20 protein-coding genes are annotated in these 26,740 nt (G+C 61.0%); 14 read left to right on the forward strand and 6 right to left on the reverse strand.

Features of this window, described 5'->3' with window-relative positions; translation table 11 throughout:
- Positions 1-4 precede the first annotated feature (4 nt).
- The 6 genes from AOA62_RS09055 to AOA62_RS09080 all read left to right on the forward strand — a co-directional run bounded on the left by AOA62_RS09055 (position 5) and on the right by AOA62_RS09080 (position 6,690).
- Positions 5-766 (forward strand): SDR family NAD(P)-dependent oxidoreductase, encoded by a 762-nt coding sequence (locus tag AOA62_RS09055; protein ID WP_099548488.1) that lies wholly within the window; start codon positions 5-7, stop codon positions 764-766.
- Between the two features lie 135 nt (positions 767-901).
- Complete coding sequence (locus AOA62_RS09060) at positions 902-1,651, forward strand: SDR family NAD(P)-dependent oxidoreductase (RefSeq protein ID WP_099548489.1); 750 nt, start codon at positions 902-904, stop codon at positions 1,649-1,651.
- A gap of 13 nt (positions 1,652-1,664) precedes the next feature.
- Positions 1,665-1,961, forward strand: a complete 297-nt coding sequence (locus tag AOA62_RS09065; RefSeq protein WP_017136312.1) for a hypothetical protein — start codon at positions 1,665-1,667, stop codon at positions 1,959-1,961.
- The gene (locus AOA62_RS09070) at positions 1,958-2,932 is read left to right on the forward strand and encodes a GTP-binding protein (protein WP_099548490.1); all 975 of its coding nucleotides are present in this window, start codon (positions 1,958-1,960) and stop codon (positions 2,930-2,932) included. The genes AOA62_RS09065 and AOA62_RS09070 overlap by 4 nt, the downstream gene beginning before the upstream one ends.
- Positions 2,929-4,104, forward strand: a complete 1,176-nt coding sequence (locus tag AOA62_RS09075; protein ID WP_099548491.1) for a PotD/PotF family extracellular solute-binding protein — start codon at positions 2,929-2,931, stop codon at positions 4,102-4,104. The genes AOA62_RS09070 and AOA62_RS09075 overlap by 4 nt, the downstream gene beginning before the upstream one ends.
- A gap of 249 nt (positions 4,105-4,353) precedes the next feature.
- On the forward strand, positions 4,354-6,690 hold the full coding sequence (locus AOA62_RS09080; RefSeq protein WP_099548492.1) for a bifunctional diguanylate cyclase/phosphodiesterase: 2,337 nt from the start codon (positions 4,354-4,356) through the stop codon (positions 6,688-6,690).
- A gap of 163 nt (positions 6,691-6,853) precedes the next feature.
- Here AOA62_RS09080 and AOA62_RS09085 read toward each other — a convergent pair whose 3' ends face one another.
- Positions 6,854-9,271 carry a glucose/quinate/shikimate family membrane-bound PQQ-dependent dehydrogenase gene (locus AOA62_RS09085; RefSeq protein WP_099548493.1) on the reverse strand — a complete coding sequence of 806 codons (2,418 nt, stop codon included), beginning with the start codon at positions 9,269-9,271 and terminating at the stop codon, positions 6,854-6,856.
- A 470-nt stretch (positions 9,272-9,741) separates the two neighbouring features.
- Positions 9,742-11,760 carry a TonB-dependent receptor gene (locus AOA62_RS09090; protein WP_099548494.1) on the reverse strand — a complete coding sequence of 673 codons (2,019 nt, stop codon included), beginning with the start codon at positions 11,758-11,760 and terminating at the stop codon, positions 9,742-9,744.
- Between the two features lie 204 nt (positions 11,761-11,964).
- Between AOA62_RS09090 and AOA62_RS09095 the strand changes: the two genes are divergently transcribed.
- Positions 11,965-12,198, forward strand: coding sequence for a VF530 family DNA-binding protein (locus AOA62_RS09095; RefSeq protein WP_010212838.1), 234 nt, complete (start codon positions 11,965-11,967; stop codon positions 12,196-12,198).
- A gap of 4 nt (positions 12,199-12,202) precedes the next feature.
- Positions 12,203-12,826: a Pr6Pr family membrane protein gene (locus AOA62_RS09100; RefSeq protein WP_099548495.1), complete on the forward strand. Its 624-nt coding sequence runs from the start codon at positions 12,203-12,205 to the stop codon at positions 12,824-12,826.
- A 118-nt stretch (positions 12,827-12,944) separates the two neighbouring features.
- Here AOA62_RS09100 and AOA62_RS09105 read toward each other — a convergent pair whose 3' ends face one another.
- Together AOA62_RS09105 and AOA62_RS09110 are read right to left on the reverse strand one after the other, a co-directional pair.
- Positions 12,945-13,712: a siderophore-interacting protein gene (locus tag AOA62_RS09105; RefSeq protein ID WP_099548496.1), complete on the reverse strand. Its 768-nt coding sequence runs from the start codon at positions 13,710-13,712 to the stop codon at positions 12,945-12,947.
- Positions 13,709-14,218, reverse strand: coding sequence for a PadR family transcriptional regulator (locus AOA62_RS09110; protein ID WP_017136320.1), 510 nt, complete (start codon positions 14,216-14,218; stop codon positions 13,709-13,711). The genes AOA62_RS09105 and AOA62_RS09110 overlap by 4 nt, the downstream gene beginning before the upstream one ends.
- 483 nt (positions 14,219-14,701) lie before the next feature.
- On the opposite strand from AOA62_RS09110, the gene AOA62_RS09115 reads away from it, so the two are divergent.
- The 5 genes from AOA62_RS09115 (at position 14,702) to AOA62_RS09135 (ending at position 20,410) form a co-directional block, all read left to right on the forward strand.
- A complete protein-coding gene (locus tag AOA62_RS09115; RefSeq protein WP_017136321.1) occupies positions 14,702-15,202 on the forward strand; it encodes a CS1 type fimbrial major subunit in 501 nt (166 codons plus the stop codon).
- Between the two features lie 114 nt (positions 15,203-15,316).
- Positions 15,317-17,839: a CS1-pili formation C-terminal domain-containing protein gene (locus tag AOA62_RS09120; protein ID WP_099548497.1), complete on the forward strand. Its 2,523-nt coding sequence runs from the start codon at positions 15,317-15,319 to the stop codon at positions 17,837-17,839.
- Positions 17,840-17,858: 19 nt separating this feature from the next.
- Complete coding sequence (locus tag AOA62_RS09125) at positions 17,859-19,103, forward strand: hypothetical protein (protein ID WP_032865514.1); 1,245 nt, start codon at positions 17,859-17,861, stop codon at positions 19,101-19,103.
- Positions 19,104-19,163: 60 nt separating this feature from the next.
- Positions 19,164-19,922: a p pilus assembly chaperone gene (locus AOA62_RS09130; RefSeq protein ID WP_017136324.1), complete on the forward strand. Its 759-nt coding sequence runs from the start codon at positions 19,164-19,166 to the stop codon at positions 19,920-19,922.
- Positions 19,923-19,927: 5 nt separating this feature from the next.
- The gene (locus tag AOA62_RS09135) at positions 19,928-20,410 is read left to right on the forward strand and encodes a CS1 type fimbrial major subunit (protein ID WP_017136325.1); all 483 of its coding nucleotides are present in this window, start codon (positions 19,928-19,930) and stop codon (positions 20,408-20,410) included.
- Positions 20,411-20,643: 233 nt separating this feature from the next.
- Here AOA62_RS09135 and AOA62_RS09145 read toward each other — a convergent pair whose 3' ends face one another.
- A complete protein-coding gene (locus AOA62_RS09145) occupies positions 20,644-23,739 on the reverse strand; it encodes a transglycosylase domain-containing protein (protein ID WP_099548499.1) in 3,096 nt (1,031 codons plus the stop codon).
- A gap of 380 nt (positions 23,740-24,119) precedes the next feature.
- Between AOA62_RS09145 and AOA62_RS09150 the strand changes: the two genes are divergently transcribed.
- A complete protein-coding gene (locus AOA62_RS09150; protein ID WP_099548500.1) occupies positions 24,120-25,532 on the forward strand; it encodes an amino acid permease in 1,413 nt (470 codons plus the stop codon).
- A gap of 45 nt (positions 25,533-25,577) precedes the next feature.
- On the opposite strand, the gene AOA62_RS09155 is transcribed toward AOA62_RS09150, so the two are convergent.
- Positions 25,578-26,702 carry an OpgC family protein gene (locus AOA62_RS09155; RefSeq protein ID WP_099548501.1) on the reverse strand — a complete coding sequence of 375 codons (1,125 nt, stop codon included), beginning with the start codon at positions 26,700-26,702 and terminating at the stop codon, positions 25,578-25,580.
- Positions 26,703-26,740 lie beyond the last annotated feature (38 nt).

The following is a 26,740-nucleotide window of genomic DNA, read 5'->3' on the forward strand; positions in this document are numbered from 1 at the left end:
TTAGATGAGCCGTAAAGTTGCCTTGATTACCGGTGCCGCCAGCGGCATCGGCCAAGCCCTCGCCGTGGCGTATGCGCGCAGCGGCGTGGCGGTGGTCGGCGGGTATTTCCCGGCCGATCCCCATGACCCGCATACCACCGTGGCCCTGGTGAAAGAAGCCGGCGGCGAATGCCTGATGTTGCCGCTGGACGTGGGCAATAGTGCCTCGGTCGACGCCCTGGCCGAGGCCGCCGTGCAGCACTTCGGCCGCCTCGATTACGCCGTGGCCAACGCCGGTTTGCTGCGCCGCGCGCCGTTGCTGGAGATGACCGATGAGCTGTGGGACGAGATGCTCAATATCGACCTGACGGGGGTGATGCGCACCTTCCGCGCTGCAAGCCGGCACATGAAAGAGGGCGGCGCGCTGGTGGCGATTTCATCGATTGCCGGCGGTGTGTATGGCTGGCAGGAACACAGCCATTACGCGGCGGCAAAAGCCGGCGTGCCGGGGTTGTGCCGTTCGCTGGCGGTGGAGTTGGCGGCGTTGGGGATTCGTTGCAATGCGGTGATTCCGGGGTTGATCGAGACGCCGCAGTCGTTGGATGCGAAGAATTCACTCGGGCCAGAAGGGCTGGCCAAGGCCGCGCGAGCGATTCCGTTGGGGCGGGTAGGGCGGGCGGATGAGGTGGCGTCGCTGGTACAGTTTTTGACCAGTGAGGCGTCGAGCTATTTGACTGGCCAAAGCATCGTCATCGACGGTGGTTTAACCGTGCGCTGGCCCGACTGAATGCATCCAATCCAAATGTGGGAGCGGGCTTGCTCGCGAATGCGCCGTGTCAGTCAATGCATGTGTTACTGACCCACCGTATTCGCGAGCAAGCCCGCTCCCACATTGGAACTGTGTTTGTCCAAGGAGACTTGTATGTCCCAACTCGTTAACCGTCGTGCCGTAATCACCGGCGCCGGCAGCGGCATCGGTGCCGCCATCGCCCGTGCCTACGCCGCTGAAGGCGCACGCCTGCTGCTGGCCGACCGCAACGCCGTCAGCCTCGCCGAAACCGCGATCACCTGCCGCAACCTCGGCGCCGAGGTGGTCGAGTGCCTGGCCGATGTCGGCAGCGTTGAAGGCGCCCAGGCCAGTGTCGACCGCTGCGTCGAGCACTTCGGCGGCATCGATATTCTGGTCAACAATGCCGGCATGCTCACCCAGGCACGCTGCGTCGACCTTTCCATCAAGATGTGGAACGACATGCTGCGCGTCGACCTCACCAGTGTATTTGTCGCCAGTCAGCGCGCCTTGCCGCACATGCTGGCGCAGCGTTGGGGCCGCATCATTAATGTGGCCTCGCAACTGGGTATCAAGGGCGGCGCCGAGTTGACCCACTACGCCGCGGCCAAGGCTGGGGTGATCGGCTTCACCAAATCCCTGGCGCTGGAAGTGGCCAAGGACAACGTGCTGGTCAATGCCATTGCACCCGGCCCGATCGAGACGCCGTTGGTGGGCGGCATCAGCGAAGACTGGAAACGCGCCAAAGCTGCCGAGTTGCCCCTGGGCCGCTTTGGCCTGGCCGATGAAGTGGCGCCGACCGCTGTACTGCTTGCCAGCGAGCCGGGTGGCAACCTGTTTGTCGGCCAGACACTCGGCCCGAATTCCGGCGATGTCATGCCATGAGTGGGGTGTAAGCATGTGCGGACTCTGCGGCTTGCTCGGCGAAGACTTGCACTGGAGCGACCCCTTGGGCGATGAGCTGCCCAGGCGCCGTGAGCGTCTGCGCCGCATTGCGGCGATCAATCAAGTGCTGGCGGTGTTCCGACTCAAGGTCGAAGACTTCCAGGGCGCGTCCTACCTGTTGTTGGGCGCGACCGGCAAACAGGCATTGGCCAGTGGCCTGGATCAACTGTGGCAGGCGGCGGAGACCATGCTCGGGCGCCCGCTGGACCCGCTGGACCCGCGTTTGCTCGATCATCTGGAGTCGTCATGAGCATCGCCCTTAATGTCATCACCGGCTTTCTCGGCAGCGGCAAAACCACCTTGCTCAAGCGTTTGCTGCAAGGCGAAAGCCTCGGTGATACCGCCCTCTTGATCAATGAATTCGGTGATATCGGCATCGACCATCTGTTGGTGGAAGAGGTCGCGCCAGACACCGTGTTGCTGCCCAGCGGCTGCGTGTGCTGCTCGATTCGCGGCGAGTTGAAAGACGCGCTGCTTGGCCTGTTGCAACGCCGTGAGCGCGGTGAGATCCCGGCGTTCAAGCGCGTGATCCTGGAAACCACCGGCCTGGCCGACCCGGCGCCGATCCTCGCCACCCTGAATAACGATGTGCAACTGCGTGGGCGTTTTCATATTGGCCTGGTGATCACCTTGGTGGATGCCTGCCACGCCCAATTGCAAGAGCGCCTGCACCCGGAGTGGCTGGCCCAGGTGGCGGCGGCGGATCGTTTGCTGCTGAGCAAAACCGACCTGGCCGGCGATTGCTCCGCGCTACGGGCGCACTTGCGGGCATTGAATGCCGGCACGCCAATCCTCGATACCCATGCGGTTCACAGCGGCGACCAACTGTTGCTCGGTGAGGGGTTGCGCAGCGCCGAGCCTTCGGTTGAAGTCAGCCGCTGGCAACTGCACCACACCACCACGGCGAGCCACGGCGCTGCCCAAGTCTGCTGCCTGACCTTTGAGCAGCCGCTGGATTGGGTGGGCTTCGGGGTGTGGTTGTCGATGCTGTTAAGATGCCACGGCGAACGAATCCTTCGCGTCAAAGGACTGCTTAACGTGAACGCAAGCTCGGCCCCCATTGTTATCCATGGCGTGCAGCATTGCCTGCATGCTCCGGTGCATTTGCCTGCATGGCCAGGCACCGACCGCCAGTCACTCCTGGTGTTTATCCTGCGCGGTCTCGACCCGGCGTTGTTGCAGCGCTCCTTTGACGTGTTCTCACGGCGGTTCGCGGCATGATCACATTGCGTGTCCTCGGTACTTCCGTGACCTTGCTGGAATGCCTGCGCGTGCGCGCCGAGCAAGAGCTGGGCATTCGCCTGGTGTACCAGGTACACGATGTGGAGCAGGCCCAGCGCATTGCGGTGATGCAACCCGAGAGTTACGACCTGTACGACCAGTGGTTTCACAACGTCGACTTCGTATGGCCGGCGCGGGCGATCCAGCCCATCGACACACGGCGTATTGCGTTGTGGCATGAGATCAATGACCTGCCCAAGCGCGGCCGGCTGTCGGCCAGCGACCGCCTGGGCAGCGGCAGCGTGCCCAGTGAGCGCCTGTTCGTGCAGCACGACGGCAGCCTCGGCAGCACGGTGACCGAGCGCATCAGCATGCTCCCGCTGACCCACAACGCCGATAGTTTTGCCTACCGCCCCGAGCGTTTGCCCGATGGCTTCAGCCACGGCAATGAAAGCTGGGGCTGGCTGCTCGACCCGGCCTGGCGCGCGCGTACCGCGTTGCAAAGTGACGCGGCGATTGGCGCGCTGGATGCCGCGCTGGCCGTGCAAGGCGCGGGGCTGGCGCAGTTCAAGGACATCGGCAATATGAGCATCGAAGAGATCGATGTGCTGGCCGACATCCTGGTGCGCAAGCAGAAGGAAGGGCACTTCGCCGCGTTCTGGTCCGATGATGAAGAAGCCGCGCAGTTGATGCTCAGCCCAAGCATCGATATCCAGAGCCTGTGGTCGCCGACCTTGATGCGCCTGCACCGTGCGGGGGTGAAGTACCGGTTGGCGGTGCCGCGTGAAGGCTATCGCGCCTGGTTTGGCGGCTTGTCGTTGTCACGCCATGCCCAAGGCCCGGTGTTGGATGCGGCGTATGCCTATCTCAATTGGTGGTTGTCCGGCTGGCCGGGCGCGGTGATGGCGCGCCAGGGTTACTACATCGGCAACCCGGCGCGCACCCGCGACCATTTGAGCAGCGCCGAGTGGGATTACTGGTACGCGGGCCTTCCGGCCCGCGAGGAGTTGCCGGGCAGCGATGGGTTGCCGTTGATCGACATCGGTGACGTGCGCGATGGCGGTTCCTACGAGCAACGCATGGGGCATATCGCGGTGTGGAACTCGGTGATGGATGAGCACAACTACCTGGTGCGCCGTTGGGGGGACTTTATGCGCGCGCGCAGCGTTTAAGCCGGATATTTCCCACGCTCCGCGTGGGAGTGCCGCCCCGGACGCTACGCACGCCTTTACCGCCAATAAAATGACATTCAAGTCCCCGCTCCAATTGGGTGTACTTATCCCAAGTCCCAGCTAATCTGCTAAAACCAAATATTCAGTTTAAATGGATGTTTTTTTGACGCCAGATCAGCTTCGTCAGGGATGCGTATGACCAAGGAACCCAGTGGCACAGAGAGGCGAACGCGGCCGCAGGGTTCGGCCATGCAGTGGCGCCACACGTTCCAGACCCGTATCGCCGGGGTGCTGGCGCTGTTGTTGCTGGTGGTGGTGGCGGCCACTTACTTTGCGGTCAAGGCTGCTACCACTCGTGCCGTGGAGAACCAGGCCCAGGTTCAGCTCAGTACCGGCATCCAGGTCTTTGAGCGCCTGTTGGACCTGCGCGGGCGTCGCCTGCAATACGGCCTGGACTGGCTGACGGCGGACGGCCCTTTCAAACACGCAGTGATCGACGCCAAGGCTGATTCGATCCTGACTGCGCTGCGCCGGCATGGCACCGGTATCCACTCCACCGAGGTGTTTGTCCTCGACCTGGATGGCAAGGTGATGATCAGCACCTTGCCGGTGTTGGTACAGGGCGCGGTGTTTCCTTATGAGCAGGCCTTGCGCCATGCGCGGCGCAGTGGCCAGCAAATGTTCATCGTCGCCATGGACGGGCAGCCGTATTTGCTGGTGCAGGATGAAGTACTCGACCCGGAGCCCATTGCCCGCGTGGTCATGGGTTTCCCCATGGACAAGTTGTTCGCCAATGAATTGCGCTCCATGAGCAACCTTGAAGTGTCGTTCCTTGGTGAGCAGGACGGCCTTGTCGGCCAGTTGTTCAGCACCCAGCCTGAAGCCTATCAAGACACCGTCATCAGCCTGATGCGCGAAAGCCCTCCCAACCCTGAGGCGCAGATCAATGTGTTTCACGGGCAACGTGCACTGAGCCAGGTGCTGCCGCTGGCCAATACCGGCGATGGCGATCAAGTACGCGTGTTGCTGCAAAGCCCGCTGGACCATGCGCTGGAATCCTTTGCGCCGCTGGACCGGCAGTTCCTCGGGATTGCCCTGGCGGTGCTGCTGGTGTCATTGGCGGCGGCGTTGTTGCTGGCGCGCCGTGTGTCGCGCCCGCTCACTGCCTTGGTGGAGGCCGCTGAACGCATTGGCGCCGGTGACTACCGCACGCCAGTGCGGGTGCGCAGTCATGACGAATTCGGCTTGCTGGCCCGTGCCTTCAACGCCATGCAAAGCGGCATCGCCGTGCGCGAGCGGCAACTGGCGCATAACGCCTTGCATGATCCGCTCACCGGCTTACCCAACCGCGCCTTGGCCATGGAGCGCCTGGGCAGTGCGATCAGTGCGCGGCGGCCAGTGGTGTTGCTGTACGTGGGGATCGAAAACTACCGGGTGATCAACGAAGGGTTTGGCCCTCAGGGCGTCGAAGAAATGCTGCGTGAAGCCAGCCGGTGTTTGTCCATGAGCCTGTTGGCCAGCGACACCGCGGCGCGCATCGCTGGCAGTGAGTTCCTGCTGTTGCTGGAAAACACCGAGATCGACCGCGCCGTGGCCCGCGCCGATCGCCTTTACGGGCTGCTTACCGAACCCCAGCGTATCGGCAATGACGAAGTGCGCCATGAAGTCAGCATCGGCATCGCCGCGTACCCCACCGACGGCCAACAGGTCGAAGAGTTGATCAGCCGCGCGGCCATTGCCCGGCATGATGCGGCGAGCCTGCCGGGGCATTTGCAGATCTACCAGCAAGACCGCGACCTTGCACACCAGCGCCAGATCACCCTGATCCGCGACCTGCGCCGGGCGGTGGTCGAGGGCGAATTGTTCCTGTGTTACCAGCCCAAGCTCGACCTCAGGCACGGCCATGTGCGTCAGGCAGAAGCCTTGCTGCGCTGGCAGCATCCGACCCTTGGGCAGGTGTCGCCCACCGAATTCATTCCATTGGCCGAGCGCACCGGCAGCATGGGCAGCCTGACCTTGTGGGCAATCGAGGAAGCCATCCGCCAAATGGCCGAGTGGGCGCAACGGGGGTTGCACCTGCAACTCTCGGTCAATATCTCGGTGGATGATTTGGCTGATGATGACTTGGCCATACGCGTCACCGCCTTGTTGATGCAGTACAAGGTCTCGGCCGACCAACTGATTTTCGAGATCACTGAAAGCGCGATCATGCATAACCCGCAACAGGCCCTCAGTGTGCTGGAGCAACTGCGTGGCTGCGGCATCAGCCTGTCGGTGGATGACTTCGGCACAGGCTATTCATCGCTGGCGCAATTGCAGCGTTTGCCGGTGCAGGAATTGAAGATCGACCAGTCGTTTATCCGCAACCTCGACAGCGCCAGTGGCGACGGTGTGATCGTGCGTTCGACCATTGAGATGAGCCACAACCTGGGGCTCAAGGTGGTGGCAGAGGGTGTGGAGTTTGAGCCCAGCCTGAAGTTGCTCAGGCAGTGGAAGTGCGACACGGCGCAGGGGTACTTGATCAGTCGGCCGTTGAATGCCATGGCATTTGAAATGTGGATGCGGCGCGAGCGGATGGTGTTGTAAATCGTGATCTCCAGGCATTCCTGTGGGAGCTGGCTTGCCTGCGATGGCGGTTGGGCAGACGACCTGAGTGTTGAAGCCGTGCTCGGTCAAAATGGTTTCCAGCAGGGCATAAAAAAGGCGGCTACCCATCAGGTAGCCGCCTTTGTTTTACCGCCGGTTCAGCTTAATCCGGCAATTTGAACGCCATCACATAGTCACCCTGTTTGGTGCCCAGCGAGCCGTGACCGCCGGCCATGACCAGCACGTACTGCTTGCCGTCCTTGCCGGTGTAGGTCATCGGTGTGGTCTGCGCGCCTGCAGGCAGGCGGCCTTCCCACAGTTGCTTGCCGTTTTTCACGTCATAGGCACGCAGGTACTGGTCGAGGGTGCCGCTGAGGAACGCGACGCCACCGGCGGTGGTGAACGTACCGCCCAGGCTAGGCACGCCCATGGTCAGCGGGATCGGAACCGGCGAGCTGTCGCGCACGGTGCCGTTCTTGTGCATCCAGATGGTCTGGTGGTTGGTCAGATCGACCGCCGCCACATAACCCCACGCTGGCGCCTGGCACGGCAGGCCCAAAGGCGACAGCAGTGCTTCGAGGATCACGCCATACGGCGCGCCTTTGTTCGGCTGCACACCTTCGGTTTCGCTGACGCGTGGGCCTTGCTTGGCAATTTCGGCCGCCGGGATCAGTTTCGATTTGAACGCCATGTAGCTTGGGTTCACGAAAGCGATCTGGCGAACCGGGTCAACCGAGATACCGCCCCAGTCGAATACGCCGAAGTTACCCGGGTAAACGATCGAGCCTTGCAGCGATGGCGGGGTGAATGGGCCGTCGTAGCGCATGGATTTGAAATCGATACGGCACAGCATCTGGTCAAACGGGGTCACGCCCCACATGTCGCGTTCTTTCAACGGCGGCGGCATGAAGTTGAGGTCGGACTTCGGCTGGGTCGGCGAGGTGTGATCACCGGCCACTGCGCCTTGCGGTACAGGGATTTCGTTGATCGGCACCACCGGCTTGCCGTTGCTGCGGTCCAGCACGTAGATGCTGCCTTGCTTGGTCGAGGCCATGACTGCTGGCTTGACGCCGTCAGCGGTCTTGATGTCGATCAGCGAAGGCTGGCCGCCCACGTCCATGTCCCACAGGTCATGGTGGGTGAACTGGAAGGTCCACTTCACGTGGCCGCTGTCGATGTCCAGAGCGGTCAGGCCGGCGCTGTATTTTTCCGAGTCTTCGGTACGGTCGCCGCCGTATTGGTCAGGCATCTGGTTGCCCATCGGCAGGTAGAGCATGCCGAGTTTTTCGTCGACACTGAACATGGACCACATGTTCGGCGAGTTGCGGGTGTAAGTCTTGCCCTCGGCCAACGGGGTGGTGTCGTCCGGGTTGCCGCTGTCCCAGTTCCACACCAGTTTGCCGGTGTGTACGTCGAACGCGCGGATCACGCCGCTAGGCTCGTCGGTGGAGACGTTGTCGGTCACGTGACCGCCGATCACGACCAGGTTCTTGGTCACGGCCGGTGGCGAGGTGGAGTAGTAACCGCCGGGGGCGAAGCTGCCGATGTTGGCACGCAGGTCGACCTGGCCTTTGTCACCAAAGTCTTCGCACATCTTGCCGGTGTCGGCGTTCAGGGCGATCAGACGGGTGTCGGCAGTCGGCACGAAGATGCGTTTAGGGCAGACAGCGCTGACAGGTGCAGTGCTGGCGCTGCCGGTAGGGCTTTGCGCGGAAGCGTAGACGGCGTCATCGTGATACGACACGCCACGGCAGGTCATGTGCGCCCAACCTTTGAAGTTCGCGGCACCCTGGCTGCTGATCTTCGGGTCGAAACGCCAGATTTCCTTGCCGGTGTCCGGGTCCAGGGCAATCACCTGGCTGTGCGGCGTGCACACATAGAGCATGCCGTTGACTTTCAGTGGGGTGTTTTCTGCGGTGGTTTCACCGGGATCGCCTGGGCCAGGGATGTCACCGGTGCGATAGGTCCACGCCGGCACCAGCTTGTGGGCGTTTTCCGGGGTGATCTGCGCCAGAGGCGAGTAACGATCACCGAAGGCCGAGCGGCCATAGGAATTCCAGTCGCCATCGGCCTGGGCCGGTGCAGCGCTGGCCATGCCAGGCGCGGCGTCGCGGTCCAGTTGGCCGGTCTTGACCATCTCACCCGGGTTGGTGAATTGGCTGGCCAGGGCGGCAGCGCCCGCCAGCACCACGGCTACGCTCAGCGCGCCAGTGCCCAGCGGCGCGGGTTGGCCACGCAGCAACGGACGGCGAAACCACGGCAGCAGCAAGACGATGCCCAAGGCGAACAGCAGGGCCAGGCGCGGCACCAATTGCCACCAGTCCAGGCCGACTTCCCACAGTGCCCACACGGTACTGGCGAACAGCACCAGTGCGTACAGGCCCAGCGCTGCGCGGCGGGTGGCCAGCAGCAACACGCCGGTGAGGGCGATGCCGATACCGGCCAGCAGGTAGTACAGCGACCCGCCGAGCATGCTCAGCTTGACGCCGCCAGCCAGCAAGGCCAGCCCCATGATCAGCAGCAAGACGCCTAGCAGCCTGGGCAGCAGGCGGCTTGGGCTTGAAGCACCATCAGTGCTCATAGTGTGTTTCTCCGTGACGTTGGAATTATGTAACCCCGTGCTTCACTGTAGATGACGATTCGGCGCGGGCTTGGTTCAGCGTTAAATTGGGTTTTTCTGGGGATAAGTCGGTTATCCACAGGCGGGCGATTGAACCCCACGCGCGGGTCGATTTAAGACAGCGCTGTCTTTAAGGCAGGGAACATTCGGCAAGATGGGATCGACCGCAGGCGTGAAACGTTTCAGTTTGTTGCGGCAAGGATAAAGCGCCTTCTCATTTTGAGAAAGCGTAATTAGAGAGATGCATCATTTCAGATCTGGTAACAGTGACAGAACGTCGCTGCAAGAATGCCTGTAAAGCCTGGCTTCTGTGGGAGCTGGCTTGCCTGCGATAGCGTCACCTCGGTACCCCAGGGAAGCTGCGGTGATGCTATCGCGGGCAAGCCCGGCTCCCACAGAAGCCGGTTACTACAGGAGGATTGTGCTGCTGTTTAGAAGGTGGTGCGCACGCCGAACTGCACGCTGCGCCCAGGCGCCGGGGCGATATCGCGCAGGATCGAACTGGCATAGCGCACGGTCTGGTTGGTGAGGTTTTCGCCATTGACGAACGCCAACCACTGGCTGCCACCCACATTGAAGTGATAACCGGCGCTGGCGCCCAAGGTGGTGTAGCCGTCGGTGCCGCTTTCGTTATCCGGCACACGCCCTTGGCCTGCGGCGTGTTCCACGTCGATCCGCGCCTGCCAGCGGTCCAGTTCCCACAGTAAGCCGCTGTTCAAGCGCAGAGGCGCAATACGCGGCAAGGCTTCGCCCGTGTCCAGGTTGGTGGCGCGGGTGTAATCGCCCGACAGCTCCAGGGCGAACTTGCCGTAGGCGCTTTCGCCCAACTTCCAGTGATCCTGGGCTTCGAAGCCGGCGAAACGTGCGCGTACACCGGAATATTTGTATTCCGGGATACCGCCCGCGTCTTCTTCGCCTTCATCGTTCAGCGTGCGCCCTGTGCCCAGTAAACCGATGTAGTTGGAGAAGCGACTATAGAACACGCCGAAACTGCCTTTGTGCGTGCCGTTGTCAAAGCGCAGTGCCAGGTCGCTGGACACGGCTTTCTCTTTCTTCAGGTTGGCGTCACCCAACTCGTAAGTGCCGGTGGCGACGTGGGCGCCGTTGGCGTACAGCTCGTAGAAAGTCGGTGCGCGCTCGGTGTAGCCCAGTGTCGCGGCCAGCGACCAGACCGGCGTGAGGCTGTATACCGCGCCGGACGACAGGCTGCCGGCGGTAAAGTCATTGGATTTATCGGCACCGGCAAAGCGCGCATTACCCTTGGCATTCGGGTCGACATTGGTGTGTTCCACACGCCCGCCAAGGCTGAGCTTGAGACGCTCGGTGGCCTGCATCTCTTCGAGAATAAACAGCGCGCCGGCGTTGGTGTCGGTCTGCGGTACAAAGGCCTCTTCACCCAGTGCCGAGAACTCATTGCGCGTCACTTGGGCGCCGACCACACCCTCGAACGGGCCGAGCGGCTGGTGGCGCGCTTCAACGCGGGCTTCATAGCCCTTGTTCTTGAAAATGGTGCCGGTTTCGCCGCCTTCGATTTCACGGTGCTCGTAATCGGTGTAGCCCGCGTCAAGTTTCACCGAGCTAAACGGGCCTTGCAGGTTGCGGATCTCGGACGCAAAGGCGTAGTGATCCTGCTTCATGCGGATGCGCACATCTTGCTCGGCGGGTGAACCGTAGTTGCTGTCATAGTTGCTGTAGGACAGCCCGGCATAACCGTCGTCCCAGGTGTAGGAACCGCCGACCGCGCCGCCATCCTGACGCCCGTCGCTGTTGCCCAGTCGACCATTTTTGCCGGGGCCATCCTCGGTCTCCGGGGCATGGCGGCTGCGGGCCTGGCCTGGGATTTTGAGGTCGTTGAATTCCCGCGCGTTCGCGTCCAGGTGCAAGGCGAAGGTGCCGTTGCCGGCTTCCAGTTTACCGGCGCTGCTGCGGGTGGTGTCGGCGCCGCCGTAGCGCAGTTCACCGGCACCGTGGATGCCTTCGATGGCTTCTGTGGGAATACGGTTGTCGAAGGTGTTGACCACACCACCGATGGCGCTGCCGCCGTAGAGCAAGGCTGCCGGGCCACGTACGATTTCGATGCGGTCGACGTTGATCGGGTCCAGGGGCACGGCGTGGTCATAGGACAGCGACGAGGCATCCAGTGCACCCACGCCGTTGCGCAGGATGCGAATGCGGTCGCCATCCTGGCCACGAATGATCGGGCGGCTGGCACCTGGGCCAAAGTACGACGACGACACGCCTGGCTGCTTATTCAGGGTTTCGCCGAGGCTGCCTTTTTGTTGCAGGGTCAGGTCATCGCCTTCCAGCACCGTGGTGGGCGAGGCGAGTTGTTCGCTGCCCAAGGGGTTGCCGGTAATGACTTGGGGTTGCAGTTCCAGGGCGTGGGCTTCGGAGCCGATCAACAGGGCGGCGGCAAGCGGGGTCAAGCGCCACAGAGTAGAGAGGGACATCAAACATTCCTTGGTAAAAGGCACAGAAAAGAGAAGGCTTAAAACGGTATCGACTTTGATAAGTATCGTTACAATATAACATCACTTTTTTGCCTGAAAAGGGGAACTTTTTTCCAGGGGCTATATTCAATGCAGTGCTTCCACCTCTACGCCCCGTCGGCTAAGGTGCGCGGCTGTGTTTCCTCTTTTTGCAAAAGGCCTGGCATGACCGCGACAAGCAACGACCCACTTCACGGCGTGACCCTGCAGCACGTCCTCACCACCCTGGTGGAACACTACGAATGGAGCGGTCTGGCCGAACGCATTGATGTGCGCTGTTTCAAGAGCGACCCCAGCATCAAGTCGAGCCTGACCTTCCTGCGCAAAACGCCGTGGGCGCGGGAGAAAGTCGAAGGTTTGTACGTCAAGCTGATGCGTACCAAACGCCCGCTGGATTGAGGCCATGAAGCGGTATGTGGCCACGGCGGCGCTGGCTGGCTGGACAGGGCTGGCGATTCAGCAATACTTGATTTTCTATTCGCGCTGGGAGGCCGGCGCGAGCCTGTTGGGCGGGCTGATCAACTTTTTCAGTTTCTTCACGGTGCTGACCAACACCCTGGTGGTCGTGGTGTTGAGCTATGCGCTGGTCAATCGCGAGTCGGCGGTAAAACGTTTCTTCCTGGCGCCCGCTGTCAGTAGCGGTATTGCCGCGAGCATCGTGGTCGTGAGCCTGGCCTACAACCTGTTGCTCCGACATTTGTGGAGCCCCACCGGCTTTCAATTTATCGCCGACGAGTTGTTGCACGACGTGATGCCGCTGCTGTTCGTGATCTATTGGTGGCGGTGTGTGCCCAAGGGCACGTTGCACTTCAAGCACATTGGCGGGTGGGTGATTTACCCGCTGGTGTACTTCGGCTATGTGCTGCTGCGCGGGCATTTGCTGGGGCAGTATCAGTACCCGTTCATCGATGTGGACAGCCTCGGTTATCCACAGGTGTTTGTGAATGCCGGGGGGATTTTGGCGGGGTTTGTGCTGATTGCGTTGGCGGTGGTGGGGCTGGACAAAGTTCTTAAACGGGCAGCGTAAAAATGTGGGAGCTGGCTTGCCTGCGATGGCGGTGGGTCAGTTGGACAATTTGTTTCTGATGCACCGCCATCGCAGGCAAGCCAGCTCCCACATTGGATCTTCAGTGGACTTGAGGGCTTTATTCTTCTTCGCTGCCCTCGGCACGCCAGTATCCCACGGCCTTGAGGAACTCCTCATTGACCTGGTGCGTGTCCAGCAACACGCGGCGCAGTTGGCGCGACAGTTTGGTTTCCGTCGCGACAAAGCTGTACAGCGAACCGCCCGGCAGGGTCAGGTTGCGCACCGTCTCCAGCAGGTCGTCGTGGCCGCGCACCACCCAAATCACCTCTACATCGGCAGCGCTGGTCAGTGGCTGCTGTTCGGCGCTATTGGCGATTTCAATCACCGTCAACACCTTGCGCCCGGCCGGCAATTCTTCCAGGCGACGGGCGATGGCCGGGATCGCGGTTTCATCACCAATCAGCAAATAGCTGTCGAAGATGTCCGGCACGATCATCGAGCCGCGCGGCCCGCCGATGTACAGGTGCTGGCCAACCTGCACCTGTTCGGCCCAGGTAGAGGCTGGGCCATCGCCGTGCAGCACGAAGTCGATATCCAGCTCGCCGATGCTCAGGTCGAAGCGCCGTGGCGTGTAGTCGCGCATGGCCGGTTGCGGGCCGTCGCCCTTGATGTTGAAGGTCGGGCTTTCCAGCGCAGCCTGCTCGGCGGCGTTTTGCGGGAACAGCAGTTTGATGTGGTCGTCACTGCCCAGGCTGATAAAACCTGCCAGTTCCGGCCCGCCCAAGGTGACGCGGCGCATGCGTGGGGTGATGTCGACCACCCGCAGCACTTGCAGTCGGCGGCGTTTGATTTCGTGGGTAACGCGATGGATAGCTTGAGTATTCATTGGTTTTTCCCGTCGGCAATGGCTTGAGCGGTGCCGTTGAGCAGCGCCGCGACACGAACGATTTCTTCCGGGCTCCAGCGCCCGTGGTGCGAATGCAAGGCGTGGCGCAGGTTATGCACCGCCTCGTGAATCTCGGGTGGGCGGTCGTGGCCACGCAGCGAGCGCTTGCTGACATCAATGCGCATGCGCACGCCTTCCAGGGCAACGGCTTGCTCGCTTAAGAAGAGACGACCGGCGTCGGTGATTGTGTAGCGTTTTTTTCCATTCTCGGCGTCGCCGCTGATCAACTCGCTCTCTTCCAGAAAGGTCAGGGTGGGGTAGATCACACCGGGGCTGGGGCTGTAGGCGCCGTCGAACAGGCTTTCGATCTGGCGGATCAGGTCATAGCCATGGCAGGGCTGCTCGGCGATCAAGGCCGGTAGCAGCAGTTTCAGGTCGCCAGGGGCAAATACCCGAGGGCCGCGGCCGCCGCGTTTTTCAAATTCACTGCGATGCTCGTGTCGCATGGTCTGTCCTCTGTCCTATTTAGATATAACTTAAGATATATCTTATGGTGACGGTAGCCCGAGACGACCAACGGTCGTGAGCAGCGTCAAGCGGCTCACGCTCGAGGGGCATGGACGATAAAAGTATTTAGAGTTATAACTTTAATTAGAGTTTGTGCTCGAACAGGCGCGTTAACAGGTTGCTCTTTATAGCAGCGCTTGTGCGTGTAGTATTGCTCTTACAGTCACTTCCCGTTATGACACTTATGTTCAAGTAGGCTGATTCTTACGGCTATTTTTAAAGTTTTGGCAAAGTGCCATACTTTTCGTTCGCCCCGTGTTTCTAAAGGCTACTTGGCCGTGGGAAGCGACCTGCATACCTGTTGTTGATTTGAATTGATCATTGCTTGGCGTTGTTCGGTTCAACTAACCGTCTGCGTTATTCGTTGTTGAGAAGTTGCTTGGCGACGAATCAATCAATGTTGATAACTACAGGTATTGATCATGTTCAAGAAGTTTGCTGTCGCTGTTCCTCTGGCTGTTCTGGCACTGTCTTCCTCGGTAACAGCTACTGCTGCCGGTGAAGCCAGCCACACCGTCAATATCAAGGCAAACATCCCGACCACCGTGTTCCACGCACAACCGCGTGATCCGAACTGGGGTCGTGACGAAACCATGACCTACAACCTGGTCAGCGGTGAGCTTGCTTCGTTGAGGGCCACCTACGACGTCAAGAACACCAACGGTTCGGTTGCTGCCTACATCGAAGGTGGCCCGGCCGTACTGTTCAACGGTGATGCCGCGCAAAACATCCCGGTCACCACCACCTTCAATGGTGTGATCTTGAGCGGCAGCCCTCAGGAAGTGGTCAACGAAGCCGACTCCACCCCGGGTATAGGGGCGGAAATGCACATCGCCGCGGCCAAGCCTACGGCCACTCAGCGTGGCTCCTACACAACCACGATCCCGGTAGTGTTCGACGCGGTACTGCCAGTCACCCCATAAGGCCAATGCGTGCTCGTTAACCACGGGCATCTGCTTGCAGGTCGGCTGACTTCCCTCCTCGGTCCGCCGGCCTGATTTTCTCTCCAGTCTTCTGGCATTCAGAGTGTTCCGTTCATGTTTCCGATGACGCCTATCGCGGCTGCGCTAGCGCTGCTGATGTGTACGAGTGCCCTGGCTGCACCTGCTTCTTCCGGTGCTTCAACCCCCGGCAGTCTGATTACTCAGGCGCAAGGCTTGCCCGCTGGTTTTACTGATCATTTTTTCGAGGTGCCGTTGGCGGTACGTGTGGACCTTGACCAGCAACTGTTGGGTGAGGCGCTGATTGTTTTGTCCCGCGATGACCGTGTCACCTTGCTTGAATTTACCGACACCGCCGACAGCAAAGTCCCGGCCGCCACCCGCGACACCTGGCAAGCGCTGCTGGAGAAAGGCGTGTCATTGGGTGCTTGTACCCAGTCCTGCCCGCAGAAAATGCTCTCGGCCTTCTACAACCTGGAAAGCTCCCAGCTGTCGATCCTCACCCAAGACGTCGAACTGAGTGGCGACATCCCGCGTTTCCATGAGCAGCCCGAAGGTGGCAGCCTCGGCTTGATCATCAACAACCAGCTCAACCTTAATGGCAGCCAAGAGGACAGCCTCGGCGGACGCTATGGTTTGCAAGCCAGTTCCAGTCTGGGTAACTGGAGTCAGGTGTTCAACCTGCAGCTGGCGCGCCAGAGCGGCGATGACGAGCCCATGCGCCATGCGATCCATGAGCTGTATACCCAGCGAGAACTCGAAGGGCAGTTTTTCCGCCTGGGCCACTTCACCCCCAATTCCGATGGCCTGACCCGCCAACTGCGCAGCTTCGGCGCCAGCCCCGATACGGCGCTGGGCCTGATGTATGGCAGCTCCGACAGCCTGGCCATCAACAACGCCAAGCCCAGCGTGTACCCGATCTATGTCACCGCCAACCGCCAGGCGGCGGTGGAGATTTACCGTAATGGCCTGTTGATTAACACCCAGGCCGTTGCGGCCGGCCTGCAAACCCTGGACACCCGGCCCTTGCCCGGCGGCATCTATGAAGTGGAAGTGCGCCTTATCGAAGACGGCCTGACCACCAGCACCACCCAGGAGCTGGTCTACAAACCCAGCAACTGGCGCAACGCCGAAGACCGCTGGCGCTATAACCTTTTCGCCGGGCGCGAGACCAAGTTGTTCAGCAACTGGGAAGAACAAGCTTCCGGCGCGGTGACGGCCGGTGCGTCGCTCAACTATCTGGTACACCCGCGCGTGATCCTCGGCCTGTCGGCCCGTCAGGTGCGCGAGCAGTTGCAATACGGCGGCTCGGCGGACTGGACGGTGGCCAACAATACCAGCCTGTATGCCAACCTCTACCAGACCCAGGAACACGGCACCGGCATGGACCTGCAAGGGCTCTATACCCTGGGCGCGACCAACCTGGTGTTCAGCCATAACCGCAGTTGGCTCGACACCCGCGACACCTACGAGACTCTGCCCGATGGCACACGCCTGCGGCGCAACACCTTCGTCGGTGAAGCCAGCAACACGGCGTTGTCGGTCAACCACCGGCTGGATGCGAAAAACACCCTGAACATGCGCCTGTCCCACAGCGAAGGCAATGTGGAGGGGGCCGGCATCGACCTGGGTTGGAGCCGCCACGACAACCTGTTCGGCAGTGACGCCAACTGGCGCTTCTCGGTGTTCGACCGGCCCGGCAGCGCCGGCACCAACGACGCGCGCAACCGCGGCGTGGACGTGAGCGTCAGCGTCAACCTGGGCACCGAAGGCCGGCAGATTTCCGGCAGCATCGGCACCCGTACTGCCCGTGACGGTGGGCGCGACAACAACGCTTCCGTGACTTTGCGCCAGGACCTCACCGACCACTTGCTGCAAAGCGTCTCGGCCACGGCGATCACCGACACCTACGGCGTCGGCCTGTCGGGCATGGCCAGCTTCAATACGGACGCGGTCAGCGGTGACGGGTTTGTGCAACGCAGCTCGTTCAACGGCGACCTGAGCGGTGGCTTGAACCTCAACAGCACCTTCGTTGCCGGCGCCGGCCAGATGCTGCTGAGCAGCCAGTACCAGGGCAACGGTGCGGGCATGATCATCGACGTGGAAACCGACCTCGACGAAATCGCCCTGCGTGCCGACGACCTCGGCGGTGGCGGCGCGATCTTGCGGCCGGGGCGCAACTACGTGCCGGTCTCAGCCTACAAGAGCAGCAGCGTGAGCTTCGACTTTGAAGGTAATCACCCGTCTGCGGCGAATATCCAGCCGACCCGCGCCAGTTATCACCTGAACAAGGGCGGGGTCGACTACCGGAAAATCACCGTGATGAAAACCGTCACCGTGCTCGGCCGGTTGTTGGATGAGCGTGGTGCACCGCTCAAGGGCCATCACGTGATCAACCACGCCAGCCGTGGGGTCAGCGAAGTCGACGGGTTTTTCTCGATGGAAATGAGCGCCAGTTCACCGACCTTGCAAGTGCGCTACCAGAACCAATTGCTCTGTCAGTTCCGCCTGGACCCTGCCAATGCGCCGAGTGAGAGCGATGTGTTGATGATCGGCGATTTGCGCTGCACCAAGGACACCCTGGCAGAAGCAACCCACAACGCCGAAACCGCTGGTTGATGGCATGGACTGGATTTTTATGAACGTGAAAAACGTAACGAGAACCGGCTTGAAGCAGTGTGCGTTCGCGCTGGCGCTGGTCAGCATGAGCCTGCCTGCGCACGCGCTGGTGCAGAACATCACGGCGGTGTTTCGTCCTGACCCGTCGAACCCGATGGTGAATAAATTCGAAAACACCACGCCCCACAGTGGCGTCTGCGCGTGGCACGTACCGGCCAGGTGCGAGGCGTTGAATACCTTCAGTATCCGTGATGCGGCATTCAGGGCCGAGTCGGTAGAGCCGATCGAGGCCAACCATGAAGACCCTCGAAAAGGCGCCTATTTCAAAGTGCCTTCATCTTGGCGTGATGTACAGGTGGTCCATGTCGGGACGGGTGAGGTTGAAACCGTACAAATGCGCATTGCGGGTATTGGTACGCGTTGGGATGTGCCGCGTCCGCCTGGCGTCAGCGGGTGGGCTAACGGAGGAACCGGTTGGACCTACTATTGGAGTAACGGTGCGCCTCCTTGCCAGGGGGTTAACTATTTGGCGGCATCCGCCAGTTACGCACTGTTTTTCTGGATCGTCCCGGAGGGCGTGGGGGCTTGTACGGTAAACCCGGGCACCACTTTTGCGCGTTTGACCTACAGCCACTTGGAGTACGGCTACGAACTTAAAACCCCCAACCCGCTAGGCATGGCCAGCGGCGAATACCGCGGCTCCCTGACTTACAGCATCGGGCCGGGCGGGGATTTTGATTTCGGTGACGTGATGGCGTCCACCGAAAGCGCCCTGACGTTCAATTTTCAATTGGCTGTAGAGCATGAGCTCAAGGTCGATCTCCCACCGGGCGGCAACCGCATCGAGTTGCTACCCGAAGGCGGCTGGCAAGCCTGGCTTAACCGTGGGCGCCAACCGGCGCGGTTGTTCCGTGACCAGACCTTTGTCATTTCCGCCAGTGGGCGTTTCAAGATGCAGCTCGAATGCAGCCTTGCGGTGGGCAACACCTGTGGCTTGCGCAACGGCGCGGGGGATCAGGTGCCGTTGCAGGTTGCTGTCAGCCTGCCCTTTGGCTTGCAGAACCAGGCCGGGCAGGCGGTCAACAAGCAGCCCTTGCGCCTGGATGGCGTGGGCACCGAGTTGTTCCAGCCTGCGTTTTACGTGAACAACCGTGCTGGAACGCTGCACTTCGAAGTCGAAAAAGACCAGGTCAAGGACATGCTCGAACAGCCGGGCAGCACCTATTCGGGTGTGGTCACGGTGATCTGGGATTCGGAAGTCTGAGCGGATATTTGCCGCACGCCGGCCGCTGGGCTGGGTTCAATCAATAAGGCGTAATCAAACATGAAACATGCAGTGTTATCAGTGGGGCTGTGGCTGGTGTCTTTGGCGGTTCATGCGGGACCTGCGATCAACGTCGGCGTGGTCTACGACTACCTGGAAGGCGACCGCAGTTCTTACCTCAAGCGTGTCTACAACGGCGGCACCAGTACCGCGTTTATCAAAGTCAATGTGCTGGAGATCGTCTACAACGCCGACGGCACGTCCAGGGAAGTGCCCGTCGCGTCGATGACCGACGCCAAAGGCAGCACCACCAACCGCGACGGCCTGATGGCCAGCCCGGCTCGTCTGATCGTACCGGCCGGCGGGCGTCAGGGCACTCGGTTGCTGTACATGGGCCAGCGAGACAAGGAGCGCTATTTCCGTGTGCGTTTCATTCCGGTGGTACCGGAAAAGGAAGATGACTTTGCTGTCACCGATGCCGAACGCGCCGAATACAAGGACGCCCTGGCCGCCGGAGTCAACGTCATGGCCGGGTACGGCACGGTGTTCTTCGTGCGCCCGCAAGACACCCGTTTTGATACCCGGATCAGCGAAACCGCCAGCCAATACACCATGCGTAATGCCGGCAACAGCGTGGTGGTGCTCGATGAGTTCCGCGATTGTTCGGTGACGAAAAAGACCGAATGTGAGGCCACCACCAAGCACCACATTCTGCCTGGCCGCCAGTTGGTGCTGGAGAAAAAGTCGGAGCGTCAGTTCAACTTCCAGCTGATCGAAGGTCGCAACAAAAAAACGATGACGGTCAACAGTAACGGGTGATGACAATGTTCAAGCAACTGACGGTACTGGCTGTGCTGATGGCGCCTGTGTTGGCGGGTGACCAGGCGCAGGCATTTCAGGAGCGCCACAGTTTTGATGTATCGGTGACCATCCCGATCCATGAGGCCTATGTGCTGCCTTCCGAGTCCGATTGGATGGGCCAGGACCAAGTGCTGCCCTGGGACCTTGCGACAGCCCGGCTGGGCCGTCTGCGCAAGAACTTTGATGTGAAAAACATCAACGGCGGCGTGGCGGCGCGCCTTGGTGACACGCCTTATCTGTTGAGTGGCCGCAACCGTATCGATTTGCAGGTGTTGTTCAACCGGGTGCCGCTGACTCTCGATTCTACCCTGGTGATCAGCGCCGATGAAGCCCGCTCGGGCCGTCGCGCTGAACTGGAAATCACCGCCGTTGAACCGGAAGACGGCTACAAGGGCGGCGAGTATTACGGCACGGTACACCTGCTGTTTGATTTTCCGGCGCCTTGAGACATGCACTTTGCTGTTCGCGAAATTGGCGGCACAGGCAAGTTATAAGTTGCCTGGCCCACCGCTTTCGCAGCCTCGCTAAAGCTCGACAGCTCCCACAGGGGATCAGTGTTGCCAGCGCTAAAAATTAAATGTGGGAGCTGGCTTGCCTGCGATAGCAATAGTGAATTCATCACCGCCATCGCAGGCAAGCCAGCTCCCGCACAAACCCCATTTCACCCCAGGCGCTTCGGTCATGCCCCGTGGCACAGCAGGGTGCCGCTGCCTTGCAAGTACGGGGTCAAAATCGGCGCCATGCCTTTGAGCACCTGCACCGGCAGTGCCGAAGTGAACTTGAAGTTTTGCGCCGAACTGCCTGGCACAAAGGCGGTTAGGGTGCCGAAGTAGCGCTCGCTGATGTAGAACACGAACGTGGCGGTGCGGTTGATCGCTTTGGAGCTGATCACTCGGCCGCCGGCGCCCATCGCTTCTATGCGGTTGTCGCCGGTGCCGGTCTTGCCGCCCATGGCCATCGGCGTACCGTCGGCCTGCACGAAACTGCCGGAAACACGCTTGGCCGTGCCCGCGTCCACCACTTGCGATAACGCGCCGCGCAGCGCGGTAGCGACCTCGGACGGCATCACTCGTTTACCCGCATCGGGCGTGTTGACCACGCGGGTTTCGTACGGCGTATCGGCGGCAAAGTGGAGACTGTCGATGCGCAGCACTTTGCCGCGCACGCCGTCGTTGAGGATGATGCCCATCAGTTCGGCGAGCGCGGCGGGGCGATCGCCCGAGCTGCCAATCGCGGTGGCCAGCGACGGCACCAAATGGTCGAACGGGTAACCCACCGCCTGCCAGCGCTGGTGAATATCCAGGAACGCCTCGACCTCCAGTATGGTGCGAATACGACTGTCGCGCGCGCTTTGGTGACGGCTCTTGAACAGCCAGCTGTAGACCTCCTGGCGTTCAAATTGGCTGGCCTTGACCACTTCGCTGAAGGTCGCGTCGGGGTGGTTGAGCAGGTAACCGAGCAACCACAGGTCCAGTGGGTGGACCTTGGCGATGTAGCCCTGGTCGGGCAAATCATAGCGGCCCGGGCCGTAGTCGGTGTACAGGCGTTGCAGGCGTTCGTCGGTGAGTTTGTCGCTGGTTTTGGCATTCACCAGATGTGAACGCACGAAGCGATTGAAGGTGTCCTGGTCAGCCTCGGGGAACAGGTAGCGATGCACAGCCGCCATACGGATCGCCGTGGGGTGCAGCCCGTCAAGAAAGGTCTCAAGGCGCGCCTGGGTGTCTTTTTTCTGGTACTTCTTCCAGAACTTGAGCAGGAAGGTGGTGCCTTCGCGATCAGCGAATTGGGCCAGGTACTCCTGGCGCCGTGGGTCGTTATCATCCTTGAGCAATTGCGCACTGTTGTTGGGGCCTGCGTAAGTAACGTAGCGTTCCAGGTCGCGCATCAGCCGGATAAATGGCAGGTTGATCGACTCGCGCAAGGCGTCTCGCAGCGACGGGCTGCGGCCATTGTCCTGGTTGCGGAAGTTGTGGAAGTGGTGCATGCCGCCGCCGGTGAAAAAACCTTCGTTGGGGTTGGCCGAGTAAGTCCGGTCGAGGGCGGCATCGAGCATGTTGGCCAGGGACTTATCGGGATTCTGGATCAGGTAATCGACCGCCCACCGGCTGATGCGGTCCTGCTCGGCAATCTCGGTTTTTTTCAACGCGGCGGGTGTTTGCGCCGCGTAGCGATCATGCAGCTCGCTGATGATCTGCAGGTAAGTGGTGAGCACTCGCAGCTTGGCCGTGGAGCCCAGCTCCAGCTTGCTGCCCTCATTGATGTCGAAGGGCTGATCAGTGTTGTCGGTTTGCACGCGCACCCGCGAGCCGTCCGGGGTCAGTTCGAACAGGGTGAAGCTGTAGCGCACCTGGGGCGTGCTGGCGGGCGTGAGCAGGCGCTCGCCGAGCAGGCCCATTTTGCCGGCGAAGGCGGGGTCGGCCAGTTGCTTGAGGTAGTCGGTGGCCTGGCTTTGCAGCTCGGCTTGCAGGGTGCTGGTGGCCGACAGGTCCAGGCGGTCGAGGTCGTACAGCGGCCGGTTGAGCAGGGCGGCGAGACGGCTGCGGGCAACGCTGATGCCCTTGTTGGTGTCGATGGGCTGCACGGTCGGCTGTTGCTGCCAGTCGCGGTAAGTGACGTGGGATGCCAGGGCGGCCTTGAGCAACGGCGGGTCGATCACGGCGTTCTGCGCCAGCAGGCGCAGGTGGCTGTCGGTGAGTTGCGCCAGTTCATCGCGGCCGTTGGCCAGGTAATGAGACGGCCGGCGCTGAGCGATCATCAGCGACAGCACCTGGCGCAAAGCCAGGCCACGTTGCGCCACATGGACCGCATCAATTTCAGTGCCGTTAAGGGCCAGGTTCACCTGCTTGAAGTCAGCGCCGTACCACACGCGCAAACCCTCGGCCATGCCATGCACTTCGCCATGCCCCGGCACGGCGGACAGCGGCACGCTGTTGAGGTAGTCGCGCACGATATTCTGGCGTGCCACCTGGGTGTCAGGCCCAGGCTGGTAGGCGCGCACACCGGCGGACAGCATCTGGCGCAGTTTTTCACTGCCGGACAAGGTCAGGCCGTCGGGCGAATGCCGATATTTTTCCAGCTGGGTGGCCAGGGTACTGCCGCCGGCACTTTGACCGGGCAGGTGCAATACCTTTGCGACTTGCGACCAGGCCGCCATGGCAAAGCGCGGCCAGTCCACCGCTGGGTTGGCCTGGGGCTGGGCGGGGTCGAGCAGGTCACGGTTCTCGATGAACAACAGGCTGTGGACCACCAGCGGCGGGATGGCGGCAAAACTTGAGTACAGCTGCTGCGGGTACTCGAACTGGTACAGGGGCAAGGCGCGACAGTCGGTGATCGAAAGGCCGGCCTGGATTTTCTCCGGGTAAGGCACGAAGAGACCGTGGCCGGCGTAGCTCATTAGCGCTGGCGAAAACTGCACCTGGGACTCGATCACATAACCGCGCTTGAGCAGGCGCGGCAAAAAGGTGCCGAGGTCGCTGTAGCCCAAGCGGCGATCGAACGGGCCGGCGCCGGGGTAAACCATTGCCTGGCTCGGGCCGGGTTCCAGCCGGTAGGTGAGGTCGTGGGCCAGCCGGCTCAGTTGCCGGGCTTGCAGTGCGGATGTGCGTATCTCTTTGGCGGCGGCGAACCCCAGCGCAATCACCACCATCAACACAATCAGCCAGAACAGGCGACGTATGTAACGGGGCCTGGGTTTATTTTTGGGTAAAGGCGCTGGGTCCGAACTGCCTTGTAATTTCGCAGCCTTGGTCGATTCGGTTTGCCACAGTGCGCCCATAGTCGATTGATCCTGCACGCAGATTGATCGGACTTGCCTGAAGCTTAGTCGCTGGGCGACAGGTGTGAGGGAATTGTGGTTGGGTAGTCGGAATCTTCTTGGATGGCGTGTGAATGCAGGGTGGGTTGCGACGTTTTGTCGCTCAGCGCAGGTAATATGCTCCTGTAAAGTGGCTTTTTAGCCGGGTCTTTCACTGAATTGCATGGTTTTTATAGTGAAAGACCCTGGTCCCGGCTTTTTATACTGCACGTCCCGCCGATCTTGCCCGGCAAGAAGGGCCCGTCCATGAGGCGGCCCCGGTTTCAACAAGGGCACAGGCTTACCGGCCTGGCCCCGGAAACTCGACGGACAATCCAATAACAAAATGAGGTTGTTTCCCTATGCCTGTCGGCAAACCACTGCCCCCTGGCGAGACCGCTCAAGGCGGCCCGCTCAAACGTGAACTGGGTGAACGACACATCCGTTTGATGGCGCTCGGCGCCTGTATCGGTGTCGGCCTGTTCCTCGGTTCGGCCAAGGCCATCGAGATGGCCGGCCCGGCAATCATGCTCTCCTACATCATCGGCGGCCTGGCCATTCTGGTGATCATGCGCGCCCTTGGTGAGATGGCCGTGCACAACCCGGTAGCCGGCTCGTTCAGCCGTTATGCCCAGGATTACCTCGGCCCGTTGGCGGGCTTTCTCACAGGTTGGAACTATTGGTTCCTGTGGCTGGTGACCTGTGTCGCGGAAATCACCGCCGTGGCGGTGTACATGGGTGTCTGGTTCCCCGACACGCCGCGCTGGATCTGGGCCCTGGCGGCGCTGATCAGCATGGGCACGATCAACCTGATCGCCGTCAAAGCCTTTGGTGAGTTCGAGTTCTGGTTTGCGCTGATCAAGATCGTCACGATTATTGCCATGGTGATCGGCGGCGTCGGCATCATTGCATTCGGCTTCGGTAACGACGGTGTGGCCTTGGGTATTTCCAACCTGTGGGCTCACGGCGGCTTCATGCCCAATGGCGTGCAGGGCGTGTTGATGTCCTTGCAGATGGTGATGTTCGCCTACCTGGGCGTCGAGATGATCGGCCTGACCGCCGGTGAAGCACGCAACCCGCAGAAGACTATTCCAAGCGCCATCGGCTCGGTGTTCTGGCGCATTCTTTTGTTCTACGTCGGCGCGTTGTTTGTGATCCTGTCGATCTACCCGTGGAACGAAATCGGCACCCAGGGCAGCCCGTTCGTGATGACCTTTGAACGTTTGGGCATCAAGACCGCCGCAGGCATCATCAATTTCGTGGTGATCACCGCCGCACTGTCGTCCTGCAACGGCGGCATCTTCAGCACCGGGCGCATGCTCTACAGCCTGGCGCAGAACGGCCAGGCGCCGGCGACTTTCGGCACCACCTCCAGCAATGGCGTACCGCGCAAGGCGCTGCTGCTGTCGATCTTTGCCTTGCTGCTGGGCGTGTTGCTCAACTACCTGGTACCTGACCAGGTGTTCGTATGGGTGACCTCCATCGCCACCTTCGGCGCGATCTGGACCTGGCTGATGATCCTGCTGGCCCAGCTCAAGTTCCGCAAAGGCCTGAGCCCGGCCGAAGCGGCGGGCCTCAAGTACCGCATGTGGCTGTACCCGGTCAGTTCCTATCTGGCGCTGGCGTTCCTGGTGCTGGTGGTGGGCCTGATGGCGTACTTCCCGGATACGCGGGTGGCGCTGTATGTGGGGCCTGCGTTTCTGGTGCTGCTGACCGTGCTGTATTACGTGTTCAAGTTGCAGCCGACCAATGCGGCGGCACGCTCCGTCGCCTGACGGCCTGGCGTACACCAAAAGCCCCTTGATCGGGGCTTTTTGTTTTCAGGCGGCGGCCATGCGTGTCGATTGGTCCAGCCGTTTGTTGAACTCCAGCCAGGCGCCCAACATCGCCATCAAGCCAGCGCCCACAAGCGCGGTAAAAATTTGCATGGCAAAGGCATCGCCGGCCATGGCGTTGACCATGTCCGCCAACGGCGCCAACAACACGCCAAGGCAGAACACTTCCAGCGAAAAGCGGCCCATCCGGCAGGTCTGCTGTGCCAGCCAGTTTTGCGTCCAGGCACGCCCCGGCAACAGTTTGGCGGTGACATAGGCCAAGGCCAGGAAATGCAGCAGACGCACCGGCGACAGGTCGGTCTTGCTGATCGGGTACAACAGTTCGCTGAGCGCGTGCGGCATCAGTGCGTCATGCACCTCGGGCCAGCGCCAGCCGATCGTGATCACGCCGGCCATCAATGCGTAGGTCGCGGCCATCATGAATAACGGCTGCCGCAGCAGTGGCCGATGCTCCTGCGCGCGGGGTTGTTGCCCATGAATCGCCGCCGCGCCGCCCAGCACGAACAGGAACTGCCAGGTAACCGGGTTGAAATACCACACCCCGTCGGCAATCGCTGCCAGGTTCCAACCCAGGTGTGGCGCCAGCAGGTACACCGCCATCGACCCCGCCACCACCCACCACGTTTTGCGCAAGAGCCACGGCAACACCAGCGGCAGGCCGGCCAGCAGCACGATATACAAGGGCAACGGGTCCATCAGGTTGGGCTTGAAGCGCAGCAGCAATTCATCCACCAACGCTTGCTGTGGTTGGGTGACAAAGTGCGTCAGGCCCATCTCCTGCACCAGATCGCGGGTTTCCACATGGCTGTTGGCGAAGAACACGATGCCCATCAGCATCGCCAGCAAGAAAATATGCACCACGTAAAGCACCCAGGTGCGCCGCAGGATCTTCAGGCAGGCCATCCAGTAGCCTTCGCGTTGCAAGACCTTGCCATAGGCCAGCACTGAGGCATAACCGGCAAGAAATACAAACACTTCAGCGGCATCGCTGAAACCGATATTACGCAGGGTGATCTGGCCGAGTGGGTTGTGGGGGACGTGATCCCAGAAAATGAAGATCAACGCCAAGCCCCGAAAAAAATCGATGCGCGGGTCGCGTCCGTTCAGCATGGCAGCGGGCTCTTGAACAGGGGTTTAAGTCATGACAG

Source organism: Pseudomonas sp. 2995-3, assembly GCF_002742565.1.
Lineage (GTDB): Bacteria > Pseudomonadota > Gammaproteobacteria > Pseudomonadales > Pseudomonadaceae > Aquipseudomonas > Aquipseudomonas edaphica.

Coding starts and splice junctions, on each gene's coding strand:
- AOA62_RS09065 (WP_017136312.1), top strand. CDS start 1,665: ATGTGCGGACTCTGCGGCTTGCTCGGCGAAGACTTGCACTGGAGCGAC.
- AOA62_RS09110 (WP_017136320.1), bottom strand. CDS start 14,218: ATGCGACACGAGCATCGCAGTGAATTTGAAAAACGCGGCGGCCGCGGC.
- AOA62_RS09085 (WP_099548493.1), bottom strand. CDS start 9,271: ATGAGCACTGATGGTGCTTCAAGCCCAAGCCGCCTGCTGCCCAGGCTG.
- AOA62_RS09080 (WP_099548492.1), top strand. CDS start 4,354: ATGCAGTGGCGCCACACGTTCCAGACCCGTATCGCCGGGGTGCTGGCG.
- AOA62_RS09075 (WP_099548491.1), top strand. CDS start 2,929: ATGATCACATTGCGTGTCCTCGGTACTTCCGTGACCTTGCTGGAATGC.
- AOA62_RS09155 (WP_099548501.1), bottom strand. CDS start 26,702: ATGCTGAACGGACGCGACCCGCGCATCGATTTTTTTCGGGGCTTGGCG.
- AOA62_RS09100 (WP_099548495.1), top strand. CDS start 12,203: ATGAAGCGGTATGTGGCCACGGCGGCGCTGGCTGGCTGGACAGGGCTG.
- AOA62_RS09145 (WP_099548499.1), bottom strand. CDS start 23,739: ATGGGCGCACTGTGGCAAACCGAATCGACCAAGGCTGCGAAATTACAA.
- AOA62_RS09120 (WP_099548497.1), top strand. CDS start 15,317: ATGTTTCCGATGACGCCTATCGCGGCTGCGCTAGCGCTGCTGATGTGT.
- AOA62_RS09105 (WP_099548496.1), bottom strand. CDS start 13,712: ATGAATACTCAAGCTATCCATCGCGTTACCCACGAAATCAAACGCCGC.
- AOA62_RS09130 (WP_017136324.1), top strand. CDS start 19,164: ATGAAACATGCAGTGTTATCAGTGGGGCTGTGGCTGGTGTCTTTGGCG.
- AOA62_RS09090 (WP_099548494.1), bottom strand. CDS start 11,760: ATGTCCCTCTCTACTCTGTGGCGCTTGACCCCGCTTGCCGCCGCCCTG.
- AOA62_RS09070 (WP_099548490.1), top strand. CDS start 1,958: ATGAGCATCGCCCTTAATGTCATCACCGGCTTTCTCGGCAGCGGCAAA.
- AOA62_RS09060 (WP_099548489.1), top strand. CDS start 902: ATGTCCCAACTCGTTAACCGTCGTGCCGTAATCACCGGCGCCGGCAGC.
- AOA62_RS09055 (WP_099548488.1), top strand. CDS start 5: ATGAGCCGTAAAGTTGCCTTGATTACCGGTGCCGCCAGCGGCATCGGC.
- AOA62_RS09125 (WP_032865514.1), top strand. CDS start 17,859: ATGAACGTGAAAAACGTAACGAGAACCGGCTTGAAGCAGTGTGCGTTC.
- AOA62_RS09135 (WP_017136325.1), top strand. CDS start 19,928: ATGTTCAAGCAACTGACGGTACTGGCTGTGCTGATGGCGCCTGTGTTG.
- AOA62_RS09095 (WP_010212838.1), top strand. CDS start 11,965: ATGACCGCGACAAGCAACGACCCACTTCACGGCGTGACCCTGCAGCAC.
- AOA62_RS09115 (WP_017136321.1), top strand. CDS start 14,702: ATGTTCAAGAAGTTTGCTGTCGCTGTTCCTCTGGCTGTTCTGGCACTG.
- AOA62_RS09150 (WP_099548500.1), top strand. CDS start 24,120: ATGCCTGTCGGCAAACCACTGCCCCCTGGCGAGACCGCTCAAGGCGGC.